Origin of the sequence: Bradyrhizobium sp. URHD0069 (assembly GCF_000701345.1) — a bacterium.
In the GTDB taxonomy this organism is placed as follows: Bacteria; Pseudomonadota; Alphaproteobacteria; order Rhizobiales; family Xanthobacteraceae; genus Bradyrhizobium.
Map to the genome: position 1 here is coordinate 62,851 of NZ_JNIJ01000027.1, position 25,570 is coordinate 88,420.

The 25,570-nt window shown below is 55.5% G+C and carries 18 protein-coding genes and 1 tRNA gene; 5 read left to right on the forward strand and 14 right to left on the reverse strand.

All coding sequences use genetic code 11. The features are described 5' to 3' along the window. Positions 1-100: 100 nt before the first annotated feature. Complete coding sequence (locus tag N554_RS0117690) at positions 101-1,321, forward strand: ubiquinone biosynthesis hydroxylase (protein ID WP_029584683.1); 1,221 nt, start codon at positions 101-103, stop codon at positions 1,319-1,321. Between the two features lie 151 nt (positions 1,322-1,472). Here N554_RS0117690 and N554_RS0117695 read toward each other — a convergent pair whose 3' ends face one another. Together N554_RS0117695 and N554_RS0117700 are read right to left on the reverse strand one after the other, a co-directional pair. Further along, entirely contained in the window at positions 1,473-1,670 is a 198-nt protein-coding gene (locus N554_RS0117695) for a Trm112 family protein (protein WP_029584684.1), read from the reverse strand. 174 nt (positions 1,671-1,844) lie between these two features. Further along, positions 1,845-2,384, reverse strand: a complete 540-nt coding sequence (locus N554_RS0117700) for a TetR/AcrR family transcriptional regulator (protein ID WP_029584685.1) — start codon at positions 2,382-2,384, stop codon at positions 1,845-1,847. A 93-nt stretch (positions 2,385-2,477) separates the two neighbouring features. On the opposite strand from N554_RS0117700, the gene N554_RS0117705 reads away from it, so the two are divergent. After that, positions 2,478-2,828, forward strand: coding sequence for a hypothetical protein (locus N554_RS0117705; protein WP_029584686.1), 351 nt, complete (start codon positions 2,478-2,480; stop codon positions 2,826-2,828). Positions 2,829-3,110: 282 nt separating this feature from the next. Here N554_RS0117705 and N554_RS0117710 read toward each other — a convergent pair whose 3' ends face one another. From N554_RS0117710 to trxA, 4 genes are all read right to left on the reverse strand, one after another. After that, complete coding sequence (locus tag N554_RS0117710; RefSeq protein ID WP_029584687.1) at positions 3,111-4,283, reverse strand: acetyl-CoA C-acyltransferase; 1,173 nt, start codon at positions 4,281-4,283, stop codon at positions 3,111-3,113. 99 nt (positions 4,284-4,382) lie between these two features. Beyond that, the gene (locus N554_RS0117715) at positions 4,383-5,933 is read right to left on the reverse strand and encodes a CYTH and CHAD domain-containing protein (protein ID WP_156041965.1); all 1,551 of its coding nucleotides are present in this window, start codon (positions 5,931-5,933) and stop codon (positions 4,383-4,385) included. A gap of 116 nt (positions 5,934-6,049) precedes the next feature. Next, a complete protein-coding gene (locus N554_RS0117720; RefSeq protein ID WP_029584689.1) occupies positions 6,050-6,724 on the reverse strand; it encodes an LON peptidase substrate-binding domain-containing protein in 675 nt (224 codons plus the stop codon). 121 nt (positions 6,725-6,845) lie between these two features. Continuing rightward, positions 6,846-7,757 carry a thioredoxin gene (gene trxA / locus N554_RS0117725; protein ID WP_029584690.1) on the reverse strand — a complete coding sequence of 304 codons (912 nt, stop codon included), beginning with the start codon at positions 7,755-7,757 and terminating at the stop codon, positions 6,846-6,848. A gap of 250 nt (positions 7,758-8,007) precedes the next feature. Here trxA and N554_RS0117730 point away from each other — a divergent pair. Continuing rightward, positions 8,008-8,082, forward strand: a tRNA-Gly gene (locus tag N554_RS0117730). Positions 8,083-8,230: 148 nt separating this feature from the next. On the opposite strand, the gene N554_RS0117735 is transcribed toward N554_RS0117730, so the two are convergent. From N554_RS0117735 to N554_RS42095, 7 genes are all read right to left on the reverse strand, one after another. After that, entirely contained in the window at positions 8,231-9,163 is a 933-nt protein-coding gene (locus N554_RS0117735) for a hypothetical protein (RefSeq protein ID WP_029584691.1), read from the reverse strand. After that, positions 9,163-10,956 (reverse strand): AAA family ATPase, encoded by a 1,794-nt coding sequence (locus tag N554_RS0117740; protein ID WP_156041966.1) that lies wholly within the window; start codon positions 10,954-10,956, stop codon positions 9,163-9,165. The genes N554_RS0117735 and N554_RS0117740 overlap by 1 nt, the downstream gene beginning before the upstream one ends. 7 nt (positions 10,957-10,963) lie before the next feature. After that, positions 10,964-12,166 carry a restriction endonuclease subunit S gene (locus tag N554_RS37400; protein WP_051677545.1) on the reverse strand — a complete coding sequence of 401 codons (1,203 nt, stop codon included), beginning with the start codon at positions 12,164-12,166 and terminating at the stop codon, positions 10,964-10,966. Further along, complete coding sequence (locus tag N554_RS0117750; RefSeq protein ID WP_029584694.1) at positions 12,163-13,686, reverse strand: type I restriction-modification system subunit M; 1,524 nt, start codon at positions 13,684-13,686, stop codon at positions 12,163-12,165. Before N554_RS0117750 ends, N554_RS37400 begins: the two co-directional genes overlap by 4 nt. Further along, the gene (locus N554_RS0117755) at positions 13,683-17,099 is read right to left on the reverse strand and encodes a DEAD/DEAH box helicase family protein (RefSeq protein ID WP_029584695.1); all 3,417 of its coding nucleotides are present in this window, start codon (positions 17,097-17,099) and stop codon (positions 13,683-13,685) included. The genes N554_RS0117750 and N554_RS0117755 overlap by 4 nt, the downstream gene beginning before the upstream one ends. Next, positions 17,096-17,974, reverse strand: coding sequence for a WYL domain-containing protein (locus N554_RS38450; RefSeq protein WP_081851301.1), 879 nt, complete (start codon positions 17,972-17,974; stop codon positions 17,096-17,098). Before N554_RS38450 ends, N554_RS0117755 begins: the two co-directional genes overlap by 4 nt. 625 nt (positions 17,975-18,599) lie before the next feature. Beyond that, positions 18,600-18,827 (reverse strand): recombinase family protein, encoded by a 228-nt coding sequence (locus N554_RS42095; protein WP_371259498.1) that lies wholly within the window; start codon positions 18,825-18,827, stop codon positions 18,600-18,602. Positions 18,828-19,001: 174 nt separating this feature from the next. Between N554_RS42095 and N554_RS0117770 the strand changes: the two genes are divergently transcribed. Continuing rightward, the gene (locus N554_RS0117770; RefSeq protein ID WP_029584697.1) at positions 19,002-21,848 is read left to right on the forward strand and encodes an NB-ARC domain-containing protein; all 2,847 of its coding nucleotides are present in this window, start codon (positions 19,002-19,004) and stop codon (positions 21,846-21,848) included. A gap of 412 nt (positions 21,849-22,260) precedes the next feature. Here the strand turns inward: N554_RS0117770 and N554_RS40035 are convergent, their stop codons facing one another. Next, the gene (locus N554_RS40035) at positions 22,261-22,608 is read right to left on the reverse strand and encodes a hypothetical protein (RefSeq protein ID WP_156041967.1); all 348 of its coding nucleotides are present in this window, start codon (positions 22,606-22,608) and stop codon (positions 22,261-22,263) included. Positions 22,609-22,830: 222 nt separating this feature from the next. Here N554_RS40035 and N554_RS0117775 point away from each other — a divergent pair, with 222 nt between their 5' ends. Next, the gene (locus tag N554_RS0117775; protein WP_029584698.1) at positions 22,831-24,432 is read left to right on the forward strand and encodes a GmrSD restriction endonuclease domain-containing protein; all 1,602 of its coding nucleotides are present in this window, start codon (positions 22,831-22,833) and stop codon (positions 24,430-24,432) included. Positions 24,433-25,570: the final 1,138 nt, after the last annotated feature.

A 25,570-nucleotide genomic window follows, 5' to 3' on the forward strand; every position in this document is an offset into this window, starting at 1 on the left:
ATGACGGCGCGAGGGTGAAGAACCCTTGTTTCGCATCTCTGTTTCGCCCAGCTATACTCAGGTGGCAAGTACTGATGACATAAGCGAGGAAGGGACGGAATTGTCGGCACAGCGAAGCATTGTGATCGGCGGCGGCGCGTTCGCAGGTTTGGCGCTGGCGCTGGCGCTGCGTCAGGGGCTTGGCGCCGATATTCCCATTATCGTCGCCGATCCGGCGCTGGCGGTACGGCCGAGCCGCGATCCGCGCGCGACCGCGATCGTCGCCGCCTGCCGGCGGCTGTTCGATGCCATCGGGGTGTGGGACCAGGTCGCAGCGCAGGCGCAGCCCATCCTCGACATGGTGGTGACCGATTCGAAACTGCAAGACGCGACGCGCCCGGTGTTTCTGACGTTTGCGGGAAATGTCGAGCCGGGCGAGCCGTTCGCGCACATGGTCGAGAACCGCCACCTGATCGATGCGCTGGTCAAGCGCGCGGACGCCGACGGCATCGACCTTCGCGCCACCGCTGTAGCGACATTCGATGCGCGCCCCGATGGCGTGGATGTGACGTTGGCTGACGGCACCCTTATTGAAGCAAGCCTGCTGGTGGCGTCCGACGGTGCGCGCTCAAAGCTGCGCGAGCGCGCCGGAATTGCCACCCACGGCTGGCATTACGATCAATCCGGCATTGTCGTCACCGTCGGCCATGAGCGCGATCATCACGGCCGCGCCGAAGAGCATTTTCTCCCCGCCGGCCCATTCGCGATACTGCCGCTGACCGGGCAACGCTCGTCGCTGGTATGGACCGAGAAGCGCGCCGACGCCGCGCGCATTGTGGCGTTGAGCGAGGATGAATTTCACGGCGAACTCGAGCAGCGCTTCGGGCTGCATCTCGGCGAGATCAAGGCGCTCGACAAACCGCGCGCGTTTCCGCTCGGGTATTTCGTCGCGCGCTCGTTCATCGGCGAACGGCTGGCGCTGGTCGGCGACGCCGCGCATGTGATTCACCCGATCGCAGGGCAGGGGCTCAACATGGGCCTAAAGGATGTCGCAGCACTCGCCGAAGTGGTGGTCGACGCGGCAAGGCTCGGCATGGATCTTGGACAGGCCGACGTGCTCGATCGCTACCAGCGCTGGCGGCGGTTCGATACCATGGCGATGGGGCTTGCGACCAATTCACTGAATCTGTTGTTCTCCAACGAATCGACCTTGCTGCGCACCGTGCGCGACATCGGGCTGGGGCTGGTCGATCGCGCCCCGCCGCTGAAAAATCTGTTCATTCGCCAGGCTGCGGGGTTATCGGGCGAGGTGCCGCGGCTGTTAAAAGGCAAGGCGTTGTAAGATTCCGTCGTCCCTGCGAAAGCAGCGACCCAACCACGGGCGCTCTTGATTAGGGATTCACCGCAGAATGATAGGCCGCGGCGTATCGGTCCCCGCTTTTGCGGGGACGACTCGTTGAAAGGCCAATACAGAGCAACGTCGCTTCAAAGCCTCACTCGATCTTCCGTGCCTCTTCCGGCAGCATGATCGGGATGCCGTCGCGGATCGGATAGGCGAGTTTTGCGGAACGCGAGATCAGCTCCTGCCGGGTTGCGTCGAATTCGAGCGGACCCTTGGTCAGCGGGCAGACCAGAATTTCCAAAAGCTTGGGGTCGACGGTGGCTTCAAGGCGTTCGGGCGGGGCGGTCATGTTTTAGTCTCCGGCTTGGAATTTCGTTCCTGTAGCATATTCGATTAAGCGTGTAGCGAGGCCAGAGCCTCGATCCGAGCCGAGGCTCTGATTTTGCTTTGACGCGTTTTCTTCAAGCGAACCGGATCCACCCCGGATCAAGTCCGAGGGTATGCTTCGCTTGAAAACGCCTTGTTATCGCGAGGCGATCCGCAGCAATTCGTCGAGCACCGCCTGCTGTCTCGCTCGCGGCAATGGTTTGTCCGACAGGGCATAGCCGATAAATGCCCAGTAGAGGATTTGCGCGCGGGCCCGGGCCACATTGGGTGAAAGCCCCGACGCCCTTAGAAGATGCTCCACATAATCCAGCCGGCGCCGGTCGATCGCCTGCACGGCGGCTCTGGCCAAGGGATCCAGCGTCGCCCAGATGCGGACCGCCTTCTCCAGCGCCAGATTGCTCCCGAACGCCTGGCGCAGCAGCAGCGGCAGCAGGGGGTTCCCGTGATCGGACGCCGCCTCGAGATTGGCAATGATCTGCTCGGCGGCGACCTCGCGCCAATGCTCGAGGATCGCGGCATGGAACGCGCCGATATCGGCGAAATGCCAGTAAAAGCTGCCGCGCGACACCCCCATTGCTTTCGCCAGCGGCTCGGCCTTCAGCGCCGTAAAACCGCTCTCGGCCAATGTCTTGAGACCCTGGTGGAGCCAGTCCTTGGCGGAAAGTTGATCCGTCATTCCATTTCCTTGCGAGAAATCACCATACACCACTGTATTGACAGCCGCCAGCGCCGGTCCTAATCTCCATACAGTCCTGTATGGAGAAATCCGATGCGCGACATCTTGCTGCAATGTTCGGGTTTGGCCGCGATCGCGGCGGCATTGATTCACGGCGTGCTCGGAGAAACCAAAGTGTTCCCGCGCGCGACCATCGAGCCGCCGCGTCTGCGCAATCTGATCCGCCTGGTCTGGCAGGCCGGAACCGTCGCGTGGATCGGCGGCGGCGTGCTGCTGATCGCCGCGCCCTCGATGGCCTCGGAGCCGGCGCGACACTGGATTATTGCGACGTTCGCATGCGTGTTTGCCTTTGGGGCGCTGGCCAACGCTCTCGCGACGCGTGGCCGGCATTTTGGCTGGATGGCGCTCAGCGCAGTGGTAGCGCTGGCGATCGCGGGGTATTAGGCCCGCACTGCCTGAACGCTGCTCGTGACGGTTGAGCTGATGCGGCGGAACGGATCGCAACAAAATGGCCCCGCCGTCGCCATCGGCTGACGACACTAGCATTGTCTTTTGTAAGCATGATCTCCGGGCAAACGCTTCGTGTTTGTCCCGGGGGAAAATCGGTTCCCACTCTTCTGGATCATGCCCTAGTCCAAAAAAGCAGCGCGGCGACTCCGCCGCGCTGCTGGCATCCGATGGTTTTGCCGGCACGCTCGGGTGCCGGCTGGTGCCGAACGAACCCGCTCAGCTATAGATTTCGAACAGGCCCGCGCCGCCCTGACCGCCGCCGATGCACATCGTCACAACGCCCCACTTGGCCTTGCGCCGACGACCCTCCTGCAGCAGGTGGCCCGTCAGCCGCGCGCCGGTCATTCCGAAGGGGTGCCCGATGGCGATCGATCCGCCGTTGACGTTGTACTTGTCGGGATCGATGCCGAGCCGGTCACGCGAATAGAGGCATTGGCTGGCAAAGGCTTCGTTGAGTTCCCAAAGATCGATATCGTCGACTTTCAGACCATGGCGCTTCAACAGCTTTGGCACGGCGAACACCGGACCGATGCCCATCTCGTCCGGCTCGCAGCCCGCCGCCGCCCAGGCGACAAAGCGGCCGAGCAGATCAAGGCCGCGTTTTTCCGCGTCCTTGGCTTCCATCAAAACCACGGCGGCCGCGCCATCCGACAGCTGGCTGGCGTTGCCGGCGGTGATGTACTTGCCGGGACCCTTCACCGGCTCGAGCTTGGCGAGGCCCTCCATAGTGGTGTCCGGCCGGTTGCATTCGTCACGATCAACGGCATAGTCGACGATGCTCTCCGCCTTGGTCGCCTTGTCGACGACCTTCATTTTGGTCTTCATCGGGACGATTTCGTCCTTGAACTTGTTGGCTTGCTGCGCGGCGGCCATGCGGCGCTGCGATTCCAGCGAATACTCGTCCTGATATTCGCGGCTGAGCTTGTAACGCTCTGCGACGATATCAGCGGTGTCGATCATCGCCATGAAGATGTCGGGCGCCGCTTTGAGGAGAACAGGATCGACCGCTTCCTTCGGCACGCCGCCGCCGGCGACCGAGATGCTTTCCACGCCGCCGGCAACGATACAATCGGCGCCGTCCGAGCGGATGCTGTTTGCCGCCATGGCGATGGTCTGCAGTCCCGACGAGCAGAAACGGTTCACCGACACTCCGGCCGTCGACTTCGGCATGCCGGCGAGCAGCGCGGCCTGGCGGCCGATGTTGGATGCGCCATGCGCGCAATTCCCAAGATAGCAATCTTCGACGTAATCCTTGTCGACGCCGGCGCGTTCCACGGCGTGCTTGATGGCGTGGGCCGCCATCGACATCGGCGGGGTGATATTGAACCCACCGCGACCGGATTTTGCCAGCCCGGTACGGGCATAAGAAACAATGACGGCTTCACGCATTTTTTTTGATCTCCCTTTGCAGGGGCCCAGTATGGTTCGCAAAAAGGGGTGGCGTATACAGATTTTTGCTTCGGACGCGATGTTTCCTCTGGCGCCGTTCTAACGCCAGTATGGTTCCAATCGCTCGAATGCGCAGAACGCGTCCTCCGCGGCTTTCAGTAGCGGCTTGAACCGCGCTTCCTCCAGCCCGGTCAACATGCCGGCTGCGAATACGCGCTCCGACCGCTTAGCCGATCGTGCAACCGGCACCTTGCCCAAGTCCGTCGCAAGCTTCTCGTGCATGAAGACGTCGTTCAACTCGCCAAAACAATCTTGCATGTGTTTCAGGGAGGCCAGAAAGGCCGCACGACGCTTTTCTTTCCTTTTCCCAGGAAACACCGTTTTATAAAACTCGGTCGCGTAACGCAGTTTTTTGGCCTGGATTCGGAGCTTGTGCCGCACACCAGGATCGAGTTCTGCCAGCCGGCGGCCTCGTTTCCGAATCTTTTTCCAGCGCCGCGTGAGCTGCGCGCGAGCCGCCTTCTCGATCGGCTCTTCGCAACGTTCGCGCAGCAACTTCTGCCGTGGCTCGCGCCAGCCGCCGGCTTCAAGCCATGCCGCGACGTTCAGTGTCAGGTCACGAAATCGCTTCGAACAGACGGCCGTCAATGCGCGAGCTTTCGCGGCTTCCCGCCGATCCGCCAGATCGTGGGATAGGCTGCGCATCCCGACCAATCGCGCGCTTTGCTTTTGAAGCGGAGCCACCACCCTGGTCAGGAAAACGTCGAATTCGCGCGCAGGACCAAGTTCGTTGGTGAGCCATTTTAGCTCTGTCTTGACGTCACGTGCCTCCGCCTCCGCAAGCATGCCCGAGAACAACGATATCGCTGCGCGCAGGCGACGCAAACCGATGCGCATTTGATGGATGCCCTCAGGGTCGCCCGCAAGGATTGCCTGTTTGTTGGCGACGATCTGCTTGAGACAGGCCAATCCAATCGACTGGAACGCAGCACGCGCCGGCATGTCGGCTGCGATTTCGATTCCTTCGCTGCTTACGGCTGCAGCATCCTCGTCGGCGAGAAGTTCGTAGCCGCGTTGAGGCTTGCTTTTGACGGCGAGCTCGGCAGATGTGGCGCGTGCAAAAGCCCGCGCTATCTGGAACAGACGTGCTTTATTGCCTCGCTTGAGTTCAAGCTCCGCCTCATATAGCGGCATTGCATTCTCGCCGGTATCGATCTCGCCGCGATCGATCGTCAATGCAATGTCGCAGTCCTTGCGCGTGAGAGGGTAGGTTATGCGCTGCACGCGAGTTTCGAAAACGGGCCGCAACTGCTTGCGCAGTTTCTTGATTCCCAATGGTTCGAGGGTCGACGTGTCCGCTTGTTTCAGGTCTGGCCGGCCGTCCTCGACCTCGGTTTCCCATTCCCCGCGTTCGAACGGGCTTCCGTTATCGGATTTGATGGTTTGAATGTATCGACCGCCGGTGCGCCGGACGCGCAACGTCAGACCGTTGCGCTTAAGCTTCAAACGTCCAGTGTCGAAATAGATCGAGACCTCATCTTCGCTTCGCTTCGACCCGCTCGCCTGGCGAAGCAAAGGTACGTCGTTAAGCCGCAAGGACGGTGCGGAAGGCAGCTGCAGCTTGATTTCGATTTCCTTCGGAGTTGACACGAGGTTACACCGAACTTCGAGGTTACGCCGAACTTCGATTTCGATCGAAAAATCCCAATCCCGCAGCCACCGCAAAAGTTCCGCGGATGGATACGCCAAATATATTTGGCGGTATTTTACTGCAGCGGCGGGTCGCCGCTGGTGCGCTTCTTGGCGAGATCCATCTCGGTGACCGCGATCAGAATTTCGGCACGGGTTTTCAGGTCGGGCGCCTCAAGCATCGCCTGCTTTTCCGGCGGGCCGTAGGGCGACATCATCGCCAGCGCATTGACCAGGGCCTCGTTGGGGGCGCTCTCCACGCCTTCCCAGTCGACCTGCAGGTTGTTGGCCTTGAGAAAATCCGTCAGCACCTCGAGCAGCGCCTCGCGGTCGACGGCTTCCTCGCCCTTGCGGGCGGTGAAATCGTCAAGGTAGGGGAAGAAATCCACCTTGCATTGCCGATACGCGGTCTGCACGTCAATTTCCTCAATTACCTTGAAGCGCGCAATGCCGGTGAGTTCGAGGATGTACCGGCCGTCGCCGGCTTCGGCGAGCTGGGTGATGCGACCGACGCAGCCGACCCTAAACAGCGCCGGGTTGGCCTCGTCCGGAGAGTGCGCAACGTCCGGCTGGATCATCCCGATCAGCCGATGGCCGTCGCGCAACGTATCATCCACCATCGCCAGATAACGCGGCTCGAAGATGTTGAGCGGCATTTGGCCGCGCGGCAGCAACAGCGCGCCGGGCAGCGGGAACACGGGGATCACCTCGGGAAGGTCGCCGGGCCCGCGATATTCGGCATTGATCGGCATGAGCGGTCCGGTGCTCGCTACTAGAACATTGGTGCGCGTATTCTACCGCAGACACGTCCACGCAATCTGCGGAAAGCTTGATGGCGAGGAAAGACCGGTGCCCAGTTTGGCGGAATACGCGCTACGAGAACAAAATCGTCGATAGCCGCTTTCGTCCCTCAACAGTGGCTTCATCGGTCGGTCCCCATGCTTCGAAGAACTGCACCAGCTGCTTTCGCGCTCCGTCCTCGTTCCATTTACGGTCCCGCCTGACGATTTCGAGCAGCTGATCGGTCGCTTCCGCGCGCTTGCCGCTGGCGTTCAGCGCGGTCGCAAGATCAAATCGCGCCTGATGATCGAGCGGGTTTGCGGCGACTTTCTGTTCCAGCTCGGTCACCGGGCCGAGCGCCTTGGCTTGCTCGGCGAGATCGATCGACGCTTGCACGGCCTTGACCGCCGCGTCACCGCGTTTCGATTCCGGCACCATGGCAAGCGTCTGCTTGGCCTGTTCGATGGCGCCGGTCGCCACGTAGCATTTCGCGAGCCCTGCCAAAGCTGCGATATTGGTGGCATCCGCCGCCAGCGCCTCGGCATAGATTTGTGCTGCAGCGGCGGGATCGCCCTCCGCCAGCACGGCTTCGGCCTCCTTGAGGATTTCCGCAATATTCGGCTCGCCGGCGCCTGGCATGCCCGCCGTCAGCTTATCGATAAAGGCGGTGACCTGGCTTTCCGGCACCGCGCCCATAAAACCGTCGGCGGGCTGGCCGTTGGCGAACGCGATCACCGCCGGGATCGACTGAATCCCCATCTGGCCCGGAATGGCCGGATGCTCGTCGATGTTCATCTTGACCAGCTTGACCTTGCCCTTGGCGGCGCGGACCGCCTTTTCGAGGATCGGCGTGAGCTGGCGGCAGGGGCCGCACCATGGCGCCCAGAAGTCGATCAGCACCGGCTGGCGCTTCGATTCCTCGATAACGTCCTTCACGAAGGTCTGGGTGGTCGTCTCCTTGATCAGATCGGCCGCCGGTCCGCTGCCCTGCTCTACTATCGTCACGGGAATCCTCGCCTGATGTCTTAAGGGGTAGGCCGTTCTGGCATGTCCGCGCCCTAAGTGGCGCTTGAGAGCCCAATTTGCAATCGGCGGAACCCGTCCCGGCCGCTTTTTGGGCTGATTTGGCGGCGGAATACCGCCATGGCCGGTCGACCCGAGCTGTTCCCGGCCGTGCGAGGCTGTTGCATTCGCGGGCCGCATTTGGCATAGCTCTGCCCGTTGCCGGCGAGCGATCTCCGTCAATCTCTCGGATGCGGGTGTAGCTCAGTGGTAGAGCACGACCTTGCCAAGGTCGGGGTCGAGGGTTCGAGCCCCTTCGCCCGCTCCAGATTTTCTTGGCTTATGAATAACTTACGACAAGCCACCGCAAGGCGGCTTTGTTGTTTTTTGTTTGGGGGAGCGCCCGGGGGAGCGGCGAGCCCCTGCTCGCGGACCGGACACCAGCGCAAGCCGCGCGGATTTCCGAGCGGGAGAACTCAAGTTCGCCGCACCGTACCGTCAGAGAAAACTTCTAAGACTGGCTCAATCAAATCGTATCGCGTTGAACCGCGCGCAAATGCAGCCAACTTGTCTTGGCAAACTGGTAGTTCAAGGAGCGCCATGAGTAGCTTTTGATGCGCACCTTCCGCAGAAAAGCCGGCCTCAACGTTCATTCCACCTCGATCCGTGAGCAAGTACCGCGCATGAAAATCCTCCCCGCGGGCCTTTTCCCTCCAGCCAAATAATTTGATCGACATGCCAACGGGTATCACGCCGGCGAGCCAACGCCCAGCATTCCGTTCGACCAGTTCTAGAGGTGGCCGTCGGTCGTGTTCTCCGTAGTGGATCTCGCAACGCGCGCCCTGTGTCCCGTTCGTTGCAACAACCGCGAGTGAAGCTCGCAAAGTTTCCTTGTAGCGATCGTCTTGAATGTTGAAAAAGCGATCAACAAACAAGACCTCTTTTGAGAATTTCAATAGAGGCGCCATCGCGGTCGCAAGATTTGATCCCGCGCGCTCCACCTCCCAATTGCGGGGCGCGACCATCAATGGATGATCGTCTTCGAGATCATCGGGAACGAGGATGAAATTCCGATCTCCACGGTTCTGCGTAGCGATAATAGCATGGAAGGGATTCGTAGCCTGCTGAAGCAAGGCATTTTCTATCCAATCCCCCACTGAGGGGTTGTATTGGCGTCCGGTTCGAATGATTGCCGCTGACCTTGCTTTCTGTAGCCGCTCGACAACGCTCTTGAGCCTGACATCTCCCATTCCCGATCTCTGTGCAGCCTCGATAACTGCTCGTTCCCAGTTGTTGGGGAAACGGGATATCAGCCTCCCACGATCAAAGCCGAACTTCTCCATCAAATATCGAAAGTTCTGCCAGTTCGAGCCAATCGCTTTCGGCTCAACCGCGTACTCGAAGAGCATTAGAACAACTCCTCTGCACGCTCTTCGAAGAACCCCCTGGGCCAGCGATCGAGGAACTCTCCTTCACCGTCTACGCGAAGGGGGCGGAAGCGCACGTCGCCATCGATGCTCTCCACATAGATCACAGACAAATCATTAGCCGAGAGTCCGACCGTTCCTGGCGGCAGTTCGTTCTCTGTCGCCTCACGAATGCGCCTTAATAGCCGAAGCATAATGTGCTCGCTGTGTGTCTCGATTAGCAGCGTCTTATGCGTTCCTACCCAACCTTCGGGTGTCTGAACCGCCTCGATGAAAAGATCGCCGAGGCCAACCTGAAGGGCTGGATGAACGTGAAGTTCGGGCTGCTCTATGGCCAAAATGCCCTGATGTTCGCGAATACAGCTTACGATCACCGGGATCATCTGAGAAATTCCGACACCGACATCGCTTGGTGCCACTCTGATGCCCTTCTCAAAATCGCGGAGAGCAATCTCCGATCGACCGCCGAGCGTTGCATAAAGTTCTTGCAATTCCCCAAGATCGTCCTCGGCGAGCCCGCGCTCGAACAGCTGGTGAAACCGGCTCGGAACAGGCACTTCCTTGAATTGAAATTTCTCAAGGCGGTAGCCCGTCCGAAGGCGCTCTTCCTCGCTCAGCCAAGCATTAACTTTACCGAGCAACCGCCCAGACGTGTCAGTGTAGAGGAGGTCCCAGGCTGCGAGCCCCTGCGCCCAGCGTGTTTCATCAGGTGAAAGCCTCGGGCGATAATTGCGGCCAGGAATCTCCCGCAGCGGGCCAATATAAGTCATCGCACCGAGGTAGTCCCTAACGATCCGAATCGGCCCAAGTATTAGCTCATCGAGGAGCACTGTGAGGCTGCGGCGCCTCGCGCGCTCGAAGTCTATCATTTGCGAAAGTTGACCCGTTTGCAATAGATCGGGATCCTGAGGTCGCCGGAGATGTTCGAGCTGCATTTGATCGTGGTCCACGTCGACCAGATCAAGATTCAAAGACCGATCCAAATCCGGCAGGGCCCCCAGCACCGTCTCAACGGCGACACGAAAGTCAACCTGCTTATTCTCTGCCATGTCTGCGGACATCTCTCGGGACAATTCCCAGATTTCTTGGCCGAGTGGTGTCGAAAACGGATCGCCGATATACGCGGCCTCATCCTCAGCGTAATCGCTGACGAGCGGTTCATCCGTCGGATCGATGAAATTGGTTGGGTCGATAATCGGCTGCAAGAGTGGATGCTTGAAATTAAACGCGGTGAGCTGCGCGCGCCCCTGTTGCGGCGGCGAATGGAGTTCGGCGATCGTCTCTCCATCGATTTCAACCGTAGCCTTGGCAACATAAGGAGCTCGGATTAGCTCGCTCCAGCGAACCTCAAGGCCAAGGCCGATATCCTGGACGACCGCATATTCCTTTAACGCTGTGTTCTCGCCCACGAGGTAGCGGATGCCCAGGTTGCTGAAATCAGGGTCGTGGAGGCTGCCTCCGGAATTCAGTGGTAGTCGTTCACTGCCTTGATCATCTCTTAGGTCGATACGGACCCTGAGGTTGATGGCGCGATTCAAGTCGTGGCTATGGACGAGCGTTGCAAACCCGCCCAAATCGATCAGCCCGCCGGCGATAGTCTGATCAGGGTCGGCGTTTCGGCGCTCGAGGATTTCGCGCAGATAGTGCAGCGATTGCAGGATCGTGCTCTTTCCCGCGCTGTTCGGACCGAACAGCAATGTAATCGGCTTGAGATCTACCGATTGGCTATTGCCTATCCCTTTAAAGTTCTCAATCTCTATTTGGCTCAGGCGCATTGTGACCTCATAATTCGCCTCGGAACGCGCGTTGAGCCAGGCTTCCAATGAGCGCATTGTCTTCCGCGCAACTGGTTCGCAATTTCCCTATCGTTCGCAACACCTGCTTAAACATGCGACCAAAGTTTTCTTGGGATTGAGAGTTCGGGTTCAGGAATGCAATCTCCTGAAATTTGCCTTTGCTAACCATTCCTTTCATAGAGTTGGTGGATGCATTCTGCACGAGCCGTTTTCCAACGAGGAATTGGCAATACAAGAAAAACGGATCGATACCAGGGTTGGGAACAACCGCATTTATTTGCTGGTTGAACGCGACCTCGCGGTCTGCCAAAGCGGCATTACCAATGCTGTTTGGGCTTCCAGCGATGCACGTTACTAACGTCGAGCCTGTGGGAACTGATCGGCTGATAGCCTGACCCTTTCGAGTCAACGTTTCTTCAGCATCGGTCAAAAAGTGATGAGGAGTTCCTATATTGTCTGATTTGATCCACTCGATCCCAGGGCCATAGTTCTCAGGGTCAATGCGAGGCGGCGTGTTTCCGGTAACTACACGACCCATCTCCTTGATCGGCGAAATGGGTAGCTTCTTTGGATTTGATACTGGATCTCCAAACATTTCCAAAAACGTTGACCGAAGGAAAGCATCCGCCAACCCAAGCATCTGCTGTCTCTTACGGCCGATTTCGTCAGCTCTGTCGAGGATCGCTGCGATCCTCGTCTGCTCGGCAATTGGCGGGATAGGGACTTCAACCTTTCTGAGGTCCGCAAAATTAATTGCGTCCAAGCCAGTTGTTTTTTTGGTAATCTTATCCAAGCGTACTCGGCATAAATACCGGTAGAGGAATTCATTTGATATTGCCGGGTCTCTGATTTCCAGCGCGCAAATATGACTAACAATCACGGCATCAATGCCCAGAATCGCCCTATGATTTAGACCCACCGACCCGCTTCTCGGCATAAGTATCGCGCCTGCCTTAATGGGAATTAGGTTGTGCGCAGTCGCGAAGTCCCTATCGAGATAGTCATCAACCTCATTTAGGTTGTCGGTTAGGTGATATCGGCCCAAATCCTTCATTCGTACGAACGGTATTCCGTCCGCAGCAAAAGCTCTTGGATCCTGCGGAGCAGGCTTCCCCCCGTGTATTTGTGCAATCTCTCCGATCGTCGCTTTACGCCAACTCGCGGGAATGCCGTTAGCCAACTCGATCATCCGAGCAGCTCCTCAAGCTCGGCAAGCTCTGACGTTATTTCTTCGTTGAGTGCCTTTATGCGCTCCAAGATCTGGATCGGCTGATCATAGGCTTCCTCGGCGTGGACTCTCTCCTTGTACCGACTTAGCGAAAGGTCATAATTTGTCGCTCGGATTTCACCGGCGTTAACGAAAAACGCTTTTTGGGTACGACTATTCTCATGTTGCGTCTCTCTCGCTTGCCATCGAGCCAAACAGTCAGGCAAATCGTTGGCGTCAATCGGTTCGCGCTTATCGTCGAGTGACATGCCATCCGCCAGCACGTCGTAGAAGAATACATCATCGGTTCGGCCACCCTTCGTAAAAACGAGGATCGCCGTAGAAACACTTGCGTAAGGCTTGAACACGCCGCTTGGTAGCGAAATAACAGCTTCAAGTTGATTGTGATCGACCAACAATTTTCGTAACGCCACATGCGCGCCGGAAGAGCCGAAAAGAACGCCGTCGGGCACAATCGTCGCTGAGCGACCGCCGTTCTTGAGCATGCGAAGGATCAGAACCAGAAAAAGAAGTTCAGTCTTCCTGGTCTTCACCTGTCGTAACAGCGAAGCATGAACGTCCTCGAAATCTAGGCTTCCCTTGAAGGGAGGATTAGCGAGGACGACATCAAAGCCTTCGGAAGCGGCCTTTGGGAATTTGTCGGTGAAGCCTGCGCTCAGCGTATCCTGATAGTGAATGTCAGGATCATCGACACCATGCAACATAAGATTCATCGCGGCGATGCGGAGCATCGTGGCATCGAAGTCGAAACCGTGGAACATGCCGCTGCGGATGTGCTCGCGATGCGCCTCTAGCAGGTCGCCAGTGTATGTCTTCTCTGTTTTGCCTGTTTCGGGGTCAGCTTCTTCGAGCACGCCTTCGGGGGAGGTGTACTTCTCCAATAGGTGCTGCATGGTCTGAACTAGAAAGCCGCCCGTGCCACATGCTGGATCGCCGATGACATCGGTTGGCTTCGGCTCCAACATGTCGACCATCAAGCGAATAATGTGGCGCGGCGTGCGGAATTGGCCGTTGATGCCGGCCGTCGTCAGCTTGCTCAGCAGATACTCGTAAAGATCACCTTTGGCGTCACCTTCGGTGAGCGGGAGCTGGTCGATCATGTTGATCGCCTTCACCAACAGGCTGGGCTTCTGGATCATCAACTGCGCGTCCTTCATGAATTCGGCGAACGCGGAGCCGCTAGTGGAGGCTTTCCTGAAGTGCGGGAACACCTTGTCGCGCACCAAGGGCAGCATCGCCTCAGAACCGAGGTGTCTGAACTGAGACCAGCGCAAACTCTGTTCGTCATCTGAAAAGCGACGATTGAACGATTTGTGCGTCCGCTTCATGCGGTTTTCATCACGAGTTTCGTTGATATCTAATAAGCGCGCGAACATCAGGAACGTGATCTGTTCGATCACGGTCAACGGGTTGGTGATGCCGCCCTGCCAAAACTCAGTCCAGAGCGCATCGACGCGGCGCTTAAGTTCACCCGTAATCATTGGTAGCTCGTCCCTTCAGGCTTGTCGTCTTTGGGCCTGGCGCCCATAGGAGGTTCATAAGTACTGAGTATGTCGAGGAGATCGTCGATCTCCTCTGGCTTCGCGAAGACGCCATCGAGACCGTCGGCATCCACAACTGTGAATGGCTGCTCGTAGAGGCGATCAAGCGTGACCGATCCAAAGCGAGCGATGTGGTTCTGAAGCAGACCGAGAAAGCGGGTCTGTTTGGCTGTCAGCTTGGGATGCCGGCGCGCGAATTCCGCGAATCGTGTCGCGACCGATTCTGGGTCCAATCCCACAATCGACCGGATAGCAAAATCCAGCGGCACGGCTGTTTCCGAAAAAAACTCTTCAAGGACGTCCCGGCTCGCGTTCGAGCTTTGAATCAAGACGAGCGAGACAAGAGCCTGAATGTCGGCCTCGGACACCGCTTCACCCGCTCGGATCTTCTGAAGCGTTGGATTTGTGCCGAAGTGCCGCTTAAGCTCCGCTTCTACGATCTGCTTATAAGCCTTCATGTCGACTGTCGCGAGATTCGACGCGCGCCGGTTCATCACAAATTCGGCGGCGTTCTCGGTGACATCGACTATCTTTGACGGAATCGGCGTCACACCTTTCCGTTCGCGATGATGCATGATTTCTCGCAGAGGCTGGCGAACCGACTCCAGGTCGGTGAAAGTTACGCCTCGCCAGAACTCATCCGACTTCACGCGCTTAATAACCTCGGCTTTCTCGCGGACCGGGTTGAGGTGCATCTGGAGGGCCGCCAGGCGATCAAGCAATTCGATCTTCAGATCGGCCACAGTTCCGGATTTCCGAAGGAGGGCGATCTGCATGCGTGCCACAAGGAGATCCAGTGCGTAGGCGTCACTTAGGCCACGGATATTGCGCCACATCATGAGAGGCGCGAGCACCTGCCGAAGCAATGCAACGGTAGCTGGCGCAAACGCCTTTAGCGTCGTTGGCACCGACAAGGCCCGTTTCTCGCGCCATTTTTCACGCACCGAAACCGACTCTTCGGGAAGGGCTTCTATATCCTTACCGATCAGATCAACCGCCGTATCAAAGACCGCGATTTCGCTTTGACGCAGCGCGGTCTCGGCAAGATTTATGCGCTCTTCGAAGACCAGTTGAAGCAGAGGTTTCGACTGGGTCGGGTCAGCGGGGCGATAGCCCATTTCGAAGCGTTCGAAATTACCCCAATGGTCGAATATGCGGAAGATTTTCTTATGGAGGCCAGGGCCGAAAAGGTCCTCCTTCAGACGCGTGCCGCGGCCGATCATCTGCCAGAACTTAACGGGCGACTTCACCGGCTTTGCAAAGATAAGGTTCAAGATTTCGGGGATGTCGATGCCGGTGTCGAGCATGTCGACCGAAATCGCGATGGTAAGGTCATTGTTAGCGCCATCGCCCTTGAAGTCGTCGATGAGCTGCTCGGCTCTCGGGTCGTAATTGTCGATGACTTGGCAAAAGCGCCCGCCATATTGCGGATACATCTCATCAAACATCTGCCGCATGAGCACAGCATGCTGATGGTTCCTCGCGAAAATGATACTCTTGCCAGGGAGCTGACCGGTGGCGTCTCGCAAGCCATTTTCCATCAGGTTACGAAGGATCGCGCGGTTGGTGTCCTTGTTATAGATGATCTTGTCGATCTGCTCGGACGAAAAATCATACTGCGCCGGGTCTTCACCTTGCTCTTCAAGCTCCTGAATTTGCTCTTTGGTCAGGATGTCGAGCCGGATCCCTTCGCGGAGAAACTGTGTGGTGTGCTCAAAAACCTCGAACGGGGTAAGGAAACTCTCCCTCACGGCCTGCTCAAGATCGTAATTCGCGGTCGGCAATTGGCCTTCGCAGCCGAACAGGCTGAATGTGTTTCGCGAAACGAAGTCCACCGGCGTCGCTGTCAGGCCAATTTGGAGACAGTCGAAATAATGGAACATGTCGCCATAGACATTGTAGATGCTTCGATGTGACTCGTCAGCGATGATCAAGTCGAAGAAGCCAACGTCGAACGATTGATAAACCTTCTGCATCGCCGGATAGGTGGCGAGAAATATGCGTTCGCTCGCCGATTGGTTCACGCGAGAGCTGACGATGCGAATGGGTTCCGACAGAAAGTCCCCGAATGCATTCTTGGCCTGTTTTCGCAGTTCACGACGATCGCAAAGGAAAAGGACGCGCTTCACCCAACCCGCACGAATGAGCAACTCGGCCAACGCGATCGCGACACGTGTTTTGCCGGTTCCCGTTGCTTGAACGATCAGCGCCTTCCTGTGACCGTCTGAGAAGCGCTCGGAGACCCGTTTGATGGCTTCGATCTGGTAGAGGCGATTGACTATCGCAACATTGGGTTCCAGCGAATTCAGCGGCTTCCGGGTTCCTCGCTGGAAATTCACCAAATACTGGAGGCTGTCCTTCGAATAATATCCAAAGACCTTTCTGGGCGGATAGCCAAGGACGTCATCCCACATCCAAATGTCATAACCGTTCGTGTAGAAGATGACGGGGCGATGCCCATGCATCTTTTCGAGACCATCGGCATAGAGCTTGGCTTGTTGGCGACCGAGTTCCGGATCAATCGAGGTCTTTTTCGCTTCGATCACGGCCAGGGGATTGCCGTTGTCATCCCAAAGCACGTAGTCGGCATAGCCAAGTCCGGACGTTGTCGGTTGATGCTTAACCTCGACCTCTTTGCCAACCTCTGTCGAGCTTGCATTACCCAGAGCGACATTCCAGCCGGCAGTAGCGAGGAGGCTATCGATAATCCGCGCTCGCGTTGTTGCTTCACTGAAATGAAGCAGGTTCGCGGTCGCGGCGCTCGACGAGGCAAGTGCCTCGATCTCTTCTACCTTCTTTTCGGCGGTTACCGTTGCCTGCCTGACCGTTTCTAGCTCGCGCAGAAGCGCTTCCATCTGCGCTTCTTGGGCGGCGAGCTTTTCCAGAACTTGGCGCTTTTCGCGCTTGAGCTGGCCTTTGCTCTCGTCGGCTCCTTCGGGCGAGGGCTGCACAAATGTAGGAATGCTTTTGGCATCCCCTTTGCCATGTTGAATAAACAGCCACCGTCCTAGATCGAAAGCCTCCTGCAAAAGCCAGAGCGCGTTGCGCGTCGTAGCAGGTTCACCGTGGGCCGCTCTATTGCCATGAATCCGGAGGGCATGAAGCTTGTCCAGGACCACCCTCGGGGTTATCGCGGCGAAGGACTGATTGCCAAGCAAATCCACAAACGTCGCGTGCTCAGGCTTCGGCAAGCCTAGGTCTCGATAGATATCCTTCGTCAGATTTTCGGCGAACAATCGCAGCTTTACGAGCGCACTGGCCGGGTCATCATGCGTATACGCCTCAGCAAAGCCGCCAAGTGCTGCAAGCTCAGGCCATGTTCCGCGAAGGATTTCGAAGTTGCGGGACTTCATCGCATTGCCTCCGAGAGGGCTCTGTCGAATTCGTCCCGGTTCTTCACAACTACAGGCGCTTCACTGGGATTATCGAAGTGGTCAGCTACATCAAGACGAAGACGCTTGCTGAAGTGATAAAGCAGTGCGCAACGAACACGTACGAGCGCCTCCCCATTTTTCATCGCGAAATCCTGGGCGATGATTTCACGTTGGCTTGTACTCAAACGGGGATTTGGGCAAAGTCGTACGAGGAAATGCTTCGTCCAGAACTTATCGTCTGATGCAGATGCTCCGGGTGCGTTTGATAACCTTGTATCGAGACAACGAGAGAGAATGAAGTCTTTGAATTTTTGATCAATATGGCAATAAGCCCGCATGTGCCACCGCAGACCATCGCTCCCGAAGGCATGCGGAGAAACCCGCCGCCATACGGGGAAGGGTCGGGAGGCGTTCATCGATTGATAGAGGATTTCAATCGATCTCTGACCACGGATACACTCCAACAAACAGCGTAGAACGTTTGGCAATACCCGACGTTGCGGGAACGGCAACTTGTCAGCGTTCGGTGCAGATGCGACCCAGCTATCACTTCCGCCGCCAGCTACCGCAGTTGCATTCAGCTGCTCCAAATAAGCAGCCGAATCGATCGTGATAAATTTCGCTCGAAAGCTCTTTGACGCAAAGTATCGCTTTAAACTTCGGTCATACCGAATGTTGCTAGGTGCGTGCTCCTGATAAAGGGTCAAGTCCTTAGATGCTTGCGGCACGGAAACGCCGAACGCATCCACAATATCAGACCGATTAATGCCGCCTTCCCAGAAAAGCCGAAATTCAATGAATTCGAGCCTTCGCTCCGGACCCCATCGAAGTTCTGTTAAAACACTCGCAGTCATCGTCACTTCCGTAAATACGTCGTCTTGTTATATCCATCGTGTTTCTATACGTATTTGTGAAGATGCGTCAATAGCTAACGAACTAAAAATCACTGATCCTGTGCTTCAGGCATGCGCCTCCTCCCGAAGTCAGGATTGAAAGCTTAGCGCGCTAGGCAGAGAATCGCCTAAGTTGCAGGAGCTAGACGACCTTCGCAGGCTCAACCTGTTCGCCCATGCCGAGGTCATGGCTGAGTCCACGTAAGGCTTCTCCTGATCATTTCTTTCGTCGAATATTGAGGCAAGCTGATTATGTTGTAGAAAGGCGGGTCAAATAATTTTTGACCGTCTGCGGAAAAAATTTTCTGCCTGTCGCAGTCACTACACCCGCATCGTTTAAGCGTCTGGCGATCTCGCTATGAGATAGTCCTGTTAAATCCGCATCCCAATTCGCCCTGAGTGTTGCCGCAAACTCGTCAGCCGCCTTGCGGTTCCTAGCGGCCAAATTCCTTCCATTTGCACCAAGACTTTTGCCTCGACGTTTCGCTTCGGTCAGGACAGCTCGGGTTCTTTCTGAATCAACCGACGCTCTTCCTGGGCAAGAGCAGCGAAGATGTGCAGCTGAAAGTCCGAGGCATGGGGCATCTCAGCGCAAAAGGCCGATCCCTTGCTCGAGAATATTTGCGATGAAACTTACGCCGCTCGAGAAGCGATCAAGTCGAGCAATGATGATTTTAGCGCCCTCACGCTTGGCTAGTATGAGAGCTTTTTGAAGTTCGACTCTGGAATCATTTCGACCGGATTGTATGTCGCAAAATTGGGCGATTAATTCGTCGGTCTCAGACAGAAACCCTTCGATCCTTCTTTTGTGCAGCTAGACCAAGTCCGGACTTTCCCTGTCGCACGGTCGAAACGCGTTAGTAGCCTACGTAAAGCACCATGGAAAGCTCCTCGAAGGAGCTGTCGCTTGATTTATGTCCTTTGACAACGAATACTTCTATTTCAAAATCAGAATCGCGACTTTTCCAAGCTCACAGACAGGCTACAGATGGCCACCACCATACAACGCTTGACGATGTACGCTCTGATATCGGCGTTAGAACGTGATCTACGGGATTTCCTAGGTCTTCACGTAGCCCCTCTCGTCGATCCGGAGCATCTGCTGTCACCAACGCTGAAGCAGAAGTCGGAAGACAGACACAAGAAAGACAATCAAGGAGCTGCGGCGCCGGACGTTGAGGAGCTTATCGAATACCTAGACCTGGCCGATGAGATTCAGGCCATTCGAGCTCATGATCAAAAACTCGACAGCGTTACGAGCTCTTACATCAAAAAATACTACCTCGGCTTGGAAGGCATCATCCCGGTTCGAAACAGGGTTATGCACTCTCGGCCTTTGGAATTTGATGACCTTCCACGGGTTTCGGATCTCGCAGCAGAGTTAGTAAAATCTCACAGAGCCTTATGGGCCAACTTAAGAACAACGCGGAAGGAGCTTGATCGAGATCCCGATTTCGCAGCAACGCTGACAATTCCGGACACTTTGGATGATACCACCCGGATTCTGCATAATCTTCCGCAATCAGAGTTCGACGATACCGGTTTCGTTGGGAGAGAGCGCGAATTAAACGAGCTCAAAAGAGCTTTGTCTGGCTCTTATCCGATCGTCACAGTCGTTGGCGAGGGCGGCTTAGGAAAAACGGCCCTGGCATTGAAGGCCTGTTATGATCTCCTCGACGATTCTGAATCAGGACTTGACGCCATAGTATGGACAACAGCGAAGGCGACCAAACTCACGTTGAATGAGATTGAAGTAATTGAGGGAGCGATCTCTTCCTCATTAGGAATAATCGAAAGTGCGACATCGCTCCTGGGACGACAAAGCGAAACGCTCGCCATTGATGATCTGATCACTCACCTCAAAAACAATAGGATCTTGCTTGTTATCGATAATCTCGAAACGGTAGTTGATCAGAACATACGAAGCTTGGTTCGGCAAGTCCCGTCGGGAAGCAAGATACTTTTTACTACACGTATCGGGTTAGGAGCTTTTGATTTTCCTATCCCGCTATCTCCGCTAAACAAACGAGATGCTGCGTTTTATTTTCGGCGCACGGCGAGAGTGTGGAGCGTCCTTGATCTAGCATCATCGTCCAACCAGACGGTAGAAGACTACTGCGAAAAACTCCAAAATAATCCATTGTTTATAAAGTGGTTCATCCAAAGTGTCAGGGCTGGGCACAGGCCGGCGGTGTTGACAAACGAACCTAAAGTTTTGCTCCAGTTTTGTCTCCAAAATGTGTTCACCTCTCTTTCTGAAGATGCTCGTAAAGTCGCAAGCACGCTTGCAAGCATAAGAGGGGCTCAGACCGTTGCTAGCTTAGCATTCTTCACCGACCTAGATAGTTTGAGTATCCAGGGCGCACTTACCATTCTCATTACCTCTAATCTCATTTCCACGGAGCGAGGGCGGAGCTCTGAAGACGAAGACCGATATGTTCTTAGCCCACTGGCGCGATTGTATATTCAACAGTTTATCCGCCCAAGAATTGAAGAGCAGAGGCTGCTTATTACCAAGCAGAACGAGCTTCGTTCTGCACAAGAAGAATTCTCGGCCCGCGCTGGTGCCGATGTGTTCGACATGAAGAACGTTTATGTTCGTGACAAAGACGATTACATCGTCGCAAAAATACTTACGCGAGCAATTGAGCAAATTTTTCGGCGAGATCTTGAAACAGCCGAAGCCCAAATAGACAAAGCTGCCGATTTGTCTCCGAACTATTTTGAAGTACACCGGGTGCGGGCAATGTCACTCGATGCAGGAGGAGATGTCTTTGGAGCGGAAACAGCATACGAAAGAGCTATATCGTTGGCGACTTCGCGAGCCGCTCTCCGATTGTGGTTCGCTCAATTTCTTTCTCGACAGTTGGGCGACCAGGATAGGGCGCTGCAGCAACTGCTTCGCGCTGAAGAACTAGCGCCGAACTCGGCGTTTGTTCAATTAGAGTGCGCGAGAGTTCTCCAGTATCACAGAAAGTTCGAAGAGGCTGATAAGCGCCTCAAAATGATCCGCGACGTTGAAAAGCTACCTGCGCGAACAAGACGAGTTCATCTAGACTTAACCTTACAGAATTTTCTGCGGCAGGCGGAGTTCGATGCTTCTTTGGAGCGGTATGTTCCCGCGCTGGAGTGTTTTGAGTCTGCAAAGGAAGTGCTGGATCGATCAAATCCAGCTCTCATTGACCAAGTCACTCTACGCCACATCCATCACGCAAAACGTCAACTATTAACGCTCAAAAGAGCCTTCAGAGGCGCACCCGAAGAAAGCCGGGTCGCCGCTATCGAAGGGTGGATATCTTCGCCGCTTCCATCGAAAGAGAAGGATGCGCAAGAGCTGAGTGATGAGTTGAGCTTAGCAAATTCGGGGTCGAAGGAAGGTCTAAATGAAGCTCCACCCAATAGAGGTCGGCTCAGTCAGATCCATCAGAACTATGCGTTTATTGATACCGGTGGAGCTAGATTTTTCTTTCACCGAGGAAAATGGACCGGACGACTGGACTTCACTTCGCTTAAGGATGGCTCGATTGTCGAATTTGACATCGGACTAGTAGAGGCAGGAAAGGGTCCTACAGCACACAATGTCCGACCTATAGATGATCTGCCCGCTCAGTTGGATCAGCAGAAGACCGTGAAGGGAGCAATCAAGTCCTTAGCTAACTCTTACGGTTTTATAAAATTGGATACTGGCTCTGACCTTTTCTTTCATCGCACAAACTGTACGGCAACCACAAGATTTCGCGCACTTGCCGTCGGAGATCGTGTGCGGTGTGTTGTAGGCAGGCATCCCGACGGTCGCATCTTTGGACTGAACGTCGAACGCTACTCCGGCCTGTAGAGCAGATCGTGCTTATTGATGATGCCATCGTAAAAGGTAGACCGAACCATTACCATGATGCTACGCACAACAATTGCGTCGAGGCCAGAACAGACGCCGGTCACGAGATGGCTCAAGGTTGTTTGCCACGGGAAATGATTTGCGTGGTCCTCGACTGCCGCCGCGGCCGAGACGGGTTCCGAATTAAGCCGGGCACGCCGAATAACACTCGTTCAAGCTGGCCCTCTTACAGTCGCGATCTACCTTAAGGGCAGCAACTCCAACTCGCGCGAAGTTACGGACGGGTTTCGTTAGAATTGCACGTTGAGATCACCAATCCCCCATCTAGGTCGAAGCCCTAGGAGAATTGTCGGCCGTGGCGACCGGAGTACTTTTTCAAGGCGCAATGGGGATTTGCGGTTGAGTAGCTAGGTCAATAAGCCAGGGTTGGATCAGATGGATCGGATGGCTTGGTCGGAAATGGCAAAGGATTTCGCGATATCAGGCCCCACAAATCTGGATTTGTCTCAGACGCCCTAGCACCAAGCATGAGCAATAAAGTTTTCGTGTCATCTGCGTTCGCTCCAATTACGTTCGATAGTATTTTGAGCGTCCGCCAGTTTTGTCCCTGTTCCAACATGGCAGTAAGAAGTTTCATCGCGGCCTTGTCGTATTGGTCAAGTTGATTTTTTCGATTGAGCCAAGCGTTGAACCATGTCGTCAGAAGTGATCCTACCCCGCCGACAAAAGCACCCAGAGCTACCCATCCGCCCTCAGCCATCTTCTCCTCCAGTCGCGTTCAGCTCTCTGCGAGTGTAACTTAAGCGGCAATGTGGCCTTGCCGTGCATACCTGGGGTTTGTCCAAGTTTGCTGTGCAAGGATAGCTAATCCCGAACCATCGAGTGGTTATGACAGGTAGCAGCGTTGCGTCCCTTCGAATCATGCGACATTATCAATACAGCCTTCGGTTTTCGCAAAGCAAGAATCATATCTGAGGTCGACATGTCAGCATCTAGTGTGAGCAATGTTTCGAAGAAGATTGGTAAGCTTCTTGAATTGACTGATCACGCGCGGCTTGTCCTGCCCGAAATGCAGCGCGATTTTGTCTGGACCAGAAAGTCGATCAAATTATTGATCGACTCTTTGTATCGTGGCCTGCCAATCGGTCACATGCTCGTTTGGAAGGCTGTGAATGCGATTGAAACCAAATCGTTCGACAAGCGACCATTAAAGCGAGGAGCGCGGTTAGACGGCTTTTATGGTTACCTACTCGATGGCCAACAGCGACTAACTGCTCTCTCTCACCTCCGTGAGGGCGACGAAGATTATCCGCTGATGTTCTATATATGGCCGGAGAGACACTCCGATGGGGACGAAACGCTCTATTGGCGGGGAAAGAATGAAAAAGATGACGCGTGGAGCATTCCAGTCGGCGAAGTTCTGTCGGAACATTTCAACATTACTGACAGGCTGAATACTATTCGAGCAAATGAGTGGTTCAAACCCGAAATGGAAGAGGCAATCTACCGAGACCTTTCTGCTCTGCAGGGAATACGCAATTACGAAGTGGGCGTAACCGAATTTGATACAGACGATTACAAATTAGCTACCGAGCTGTTTATTCGCTTTAATTCAACCGGCAGAAAGTTGCGGCGTAGCGACCTCAGCATTGCCGAGCTTGCAAACCATGTTCCAGGTCTTGCGTCAAAGGAGATACGTCGGGCCCAAAACCGCTGGAGAGACTTCCGATTTACGATGCCCTTTTTGGTCCAATGCCTATTAGCGGTTCACACAGGTAGATTCCGGCTAACTGATCCTGAAAATTTTTGGGCGACAACAAAGCCGGGTGATCTCATAAAGTCGTGGGAACAGACCGAGCGGGCCATATCCAAGTTAATTGAGTTTCTGACTGGAACGGTGCGATGGACTTCCGCTTCACTTATTCCATCGTTTAATGCACTCATTCCCCTTGTTGTCGTTCTCGCCCGTAGCAGCACTTGGTCGATCGAGGACAAACGCTTGGCTCGCAAGTGGCTCCTACTTGCTTCCATACATGGATATTTTAGCGGATCGGCCCAGACACAACTGGACAAGCTTCTTCGTAAGCTCGAAGCGAAACCTACGATCAAACAATTGTGGACCGTCACAAGCCGCCCCCTACGGCGGTTGCGCGCCGATGATTTTATGACAGGACGGGTGAGCGGACCGATTATGTCATGTTTCTTGTCGATGCTTCGCGACCGCGATGCTCGGGACTGGCAAAATACTGATAGTCCCTTGGACGGCACCGTTGTCGGTCACGGCGCTGCCCTTCAAATCCATCATTTCTTCCCGAAAGCCTTGCTCAATAAGCAATCGAATATGACCCGCTCCGAAATCAATACGTTCGCCAATTACACCGTGATCAGCGCGAGTGCGAACCTCAACGTTTCCACCGAAGAACCCGGGACGTACCTGGATCGCCTAAACGTGACAAAATCGGAGTTGAGCAAGCAGGTTATTCCGCTGAACCCGCAGCTATGGCGCGTGACGCGTTACAAGGAGTTTTTGACGCAACGCCGTAAACTGCTCGCTGAGCAAATGAACGGCTTCCTGGACGTCTGATCAGTCGGAGATCGCTGGGAGGCGTGAGCGCTATTTGCTCGCCTCTCCATGACGCACCTCCTTGCTCCATCAAAACACCAAACTCAGTGTCTGCGGAAGCGGGTGCAGGCCAACAATCAGCAAACTGCAGTTCACGTTCAGGCTAATGCTGGTCCTGTTAGTTCGAGAAGGAGAGAGTCGCCCCAATTGGATTTCATCTGGGGGAAGGGTAGGCTAACCTTGTCCGCCGAGCTGATCTCCCGCTCCCCCTTGGCTCCCCTGGCAAGCCCAAACAGCGGCTCAGGTACTGAATTCAAAAGCTAACTACCCGTTGGCCCTAACCATCACAGGGTTGAGGTCGCAAGAATATACCTACCTGCTCGTAAGCGACTAAAGCAACGCTCTGCGTTGAACCGACCATTGAAAAGAGAGGCGCCAGACGCCGTAAGCTTTGGCTCAAGGAAGACCTATGTGGACGTCCGATTTGGCTGAAAAGCTGTCGGGAGCCAGGACTTGTGCGAACTGATTATAAGAGATCATAGATCGTCAGTCGTCCGATTATCCGCTTGGGGCCGAGCTTAAACGACAAACCAGCGTTTACGTTTGAAGGCACGAAACCCACATTCGCATCCCCACCCCATACAGCCTCATAAGGCAAACACCTTGATTTGCCCCGTCTATCGCCATTCGAGGCCACGCGCTTAGATCGACGAATCGTCCGCTTCGATCGAAGAACTCATCTTCAGGATGCGCTGTTCAGCCCTCGGCTATCTGCTCGGCCCGCACCACTGCCTGCCGTAGCCGCGAACTATTCGCCAACTTACCAACGCTTCGGACGACGAGCCCGAACCCAGGCCTTCCATCAGCCAGCGCCGCCCGGAATCAATCATAGCCGCCATCCGAGGCGTTTGCGTCGGCCAACATTGGAGCCTTGCTGACCGCTGATGGATGCAAGGTGGCCAAGGCTCCGCCTCATAGTCCGCTAGTCAAGGTTGCATAATCATGTATTATATCCCTGTTTGAGGGGGTGTTTCATGATCATACGCAGGAACGTTTTGCACGGCACACCGATCACGTCGATTGTGCGTACTTCCGTACTCCGCCAGGGGAAAGCTCCCGCCTTTGGGAGACGCGGGTTTTCAACGAAAGATGACCGACC